At 70.1% G+C, this 2965-nt stretch carries 3 protein-coding genes; all 3 read left to right on the top strand.

The genetic code is table 11. The features are described from left to right. The coding region (locus FVW27_RS20625; RefSeq protein ID WP_243838395.1) for a sensor histidine kinase at window positions 1-841 on the top strand (841 nt) is incomplete at its 5' end. Next, the gene (locus FVW27_RS11950) at window positions 838-2238 is read left to right on the top strand and encodes a sigma-54-dependent transcriptional regulator (protein WP_167125434.1); all 1401 of its coding nucleotides are present in this window, start codon (window positions 838-840) and stop codon (window positions 2236-2238) included. The genes FVW27_RS20625 and FVW27_RS11950, both read left to right, overlap by 4 nt. A gap of 235 nt (window positions 2239-2473) precedes the next feature. Next, on the top strand, window positions 2474-2965 hold a 492-nt coding region (locus tag FVW27_RS11945), incomplete at its 3' end, for an MBL fold metallo-hydrolase (RefSeq protein ID WP_167125432.1).

Here is a 2965-nt window from a genome sequence, read left to right as displayed (position 1 = left end):
GTTTCGCCCCCGGGCGCGGGCCGCGCGGGCGCGCATCGTGCCCGATGTGTTGCAGGACGTGCCGCAGGACGGGACAACAGCCAGCGGCACGGGCTGCACCCCGCTGCCGCCGGTGCTGGCCGACCGCAACGGGCTGGAACAGATTCTCACCAACCTGCTGCTCAACGCGCTGGACGCCGTGGAAACCGACGGGCCGATCATCCACAACGATCCGGCCCTGCGCGGGGCGGGTGACGAGGGCCGCACGTGCCCCCCTGAACCGACCGGACTCGCGGGCAGTGGAAACGACGCCGACGCCATGCCGCATGCCGTCCCCCCGCTTTCCCGGCGGCGCGGCCTGGTGGTGCTGTCCGCACGCAGCCTGCCCGAAGAGGGCGAGGTGGTGGTGCACGTCATCGACAACGGCCCCGGCATCCCGGAAGACCACCTGCCACGCCTGTTCGACCCATTCTTCACCACCAAGGCCGCCGGACGCGGCACGGGGCTGGGCCTGGCCGTGGTCTTCGGCATCATGCGGGACATGGGCGGACGCATCGAGGCGCGCAACCTGACCCCTGCGGACCTGACCCCCGCCTCACAGGGCGGCCTGTGTTGCCGGATCGACCTGGCCTCCCTGTTTGCCGAGGCCGCCCAATCCGCCCCGGCCATCGGAACCGGCTCACACGGCCCCGACGGTACGGACGGCCCCGACGCCCCGGAACTGTCAGCCGAACGCGCCGAAACGACGGATGCGCCAAAGCTGCCAGACATGGCGGAACTGGCGCGCGGCGCGGTATTCACCCTTCACCTGCCTGCGGCGGACCGGGAGCACCCGGCCCCGCTTACGGAGCACGACGCATGACCACGCCCCACGAGACCATCCTGGTGGTGGACGACGAGGCGGACTTCGCCAACGGCCTTGCCCGACAGTTGCGCGCGGGCTTTCCCGATGCCGAGGTGCTGGTGGCCACCAGCGGCAAGGCCGGACTGGACCTGCTGGGCCGCAGCGACCCCGCCGTGCTGCTGACCGATCTGCGCATGCCCGACATGGACGGGCTGGAACTGATGGCCCACGCCCAGACCCAGGACGCCACCCCCAGCGTCATCCTGCTTACCGCGCACGGCACCATCGAGACGGCGGTGACGGCGCTCAAGAACGGGGCCTACGACTTCCTGACCAAGCCGGTGCGGCGCGAAGACCTGTACCGCGCCGTGACCAAGGGGCTGGAGCGCTGCCGCCTGCTGCGCGAAAACCGCCAACTGCGCGAAGAAATGTCGCGCACGGGGATGGAACGCACCCTGATCGGCGAAACCCCGGCCATGCGCAGGCTGAAGGAAACCATCGCGGCGGTGGCCGCGTCGGACTACACCGTGCTGGTGCGTGGCGAATCGGGCACCGGCAAGGAACTGGTGGCCGCGTCCATCCACACCCTGTCCGGCAGGGCGCAGCGGCCCATCGTCAGCGTGCACTGCCCGGCCATTCCGGACCAGTTGCTGGAAAGCGAGCTGTTCGGCCACGTCAAGGGCGCGTTCACCGGGGCGGAACGTTCGCGCAAGGGGCTGTTCATGTCCGCCGCCGGGGGCACCATCGTGCTCGACGAAATCGGCGACATCTCGCCCGGCATCCAGACCAAGCTGCTGCGGGTGTTGCAGGAACACGAGATACGCCCCGTGGGCTCCAGCGGCACGGTGAAGGTGGACGTGCGCATCATCGCCTCCACCAACCAGGCGCTGGAGGCGCGCATCAAGAGCGGGGAATTCCGGGAAGACCTGTTCTACCGGCTCAACGTGCTGACCATCCACACCCCGCCCCTGCGCGACCGCACCGACGACATCCCCCTGCTGGCCGACCATTTTCTGGCCCAGACCTGCCGCGAGATGCAAATAGCCCCAAAACGCCTGTCGCCAGAGGCCATGGCCTGCCTGTGCGGGCGCGAATGGCCGGGCAACGTGCGGGAGTTGCAGAACTTCGTGCGGCGGCTGGCGGTGTTCTGTCCCGGCCCCACGGTGGAAATGTCCCACCTGCGGCTGGTGGACGGCCCCGCCGACTGCGCCGCGCCCGTGACCGAGCCAACGCTTACCCCGTACAAGGACGCCAAGGCCCACGTGGTGGACGAATTCACCCGGCGCTACGTGGAACGCCTGCTGGAACGCACCGAGGGCAACATCTCCGAGGCGGCGCGCATCTCCGGGCTGGAGCGGGTGTCGTTGCAGAAGATATTGCGCCGACTGGGCATCGGCGGTGCGGGCAGGGAATAGGCGACGCGGGCGGCCTGCCCCGCGTGCGCACACCGGTATCCTGCCGGTGCCTGCTTGCCTGTGCGCTGCCGCGTGCTATCCTGTACCAACGGGCAACCCGTTTCCCGTCCCTGCCACCCCGCCTCCCCGCGACGTGCCGCCACAACATCTTGTCGCCCGGCACAGCTGCCACCAGGCGCACCCGTCGTCAGCAGACGCTCCCGCCATCCGTCGCCCCAACCATTCGGAGGCTCGCATGCTTGACCGCAGACGCTTCATGCAATCGTTGCTGGCTGTCGCCTCACTGGCCTCCCTGCCCGCCGCAACGGCCAACGCCGCCGCGGGGGGAACCGGAACAGACGCAGCCACCGCGCCCCCCGCACCCACCGGCACGCAGGTACCCGGCTTCTTCCGCCTGCCGGTGGGCGAAGTGACCGTGTTCGCCCTGTTCGACGCCCACGGCAAACTCGATCCGGCCATCCTGCACGGCGCGGACCGCAAGGACATCGACGCCCTGCTGGAGGATGCGGGCATCCCCGCCGGACAGCCCCACACCAGCAACGTGAACTGCTTCCTGCTGGATGCCGGGGCACGCAGGGTGCTCATGGATACCGGCGCGGGCGCCTTCTTCGGCGCACGGGGCGGGCACCTGCCCGGCAACCTGCGCGCGGCCGGGCACCCCCCGGAGCGCATCGGCCATGTCCTGCTCTCGCACCTGCACCCGGATCACGCGCTGGGCCTGGTGGAC

This window comes from Nitratidesulfovibrio liaohensis, from assembly GCF_011682075.1.
Taxonomy (GTDB): domain Bacteria; phylum Desulfobacterota; class Desulfovibrionia; order Desulfovibrionales; family Desulfovibrionaceae; genus Cupidesulfovibrio; species Cupidesulfovibrio liaohensis.
The sequence above is the reverse complement of the archived record's forward strand: the minus strand, read 5'-3'. Positions and strand labels throughout refer to the sequence as shown.

Excerpts from the sequence above, each read along its gene's own strand:
- FVW27_RS11950 (WP_167125434.1), top strand. The coding sequence starts at position 838 with ATGACCACGCCCCACGAGACCATCCTGGTGGTGGACGACGAGGCGGAC.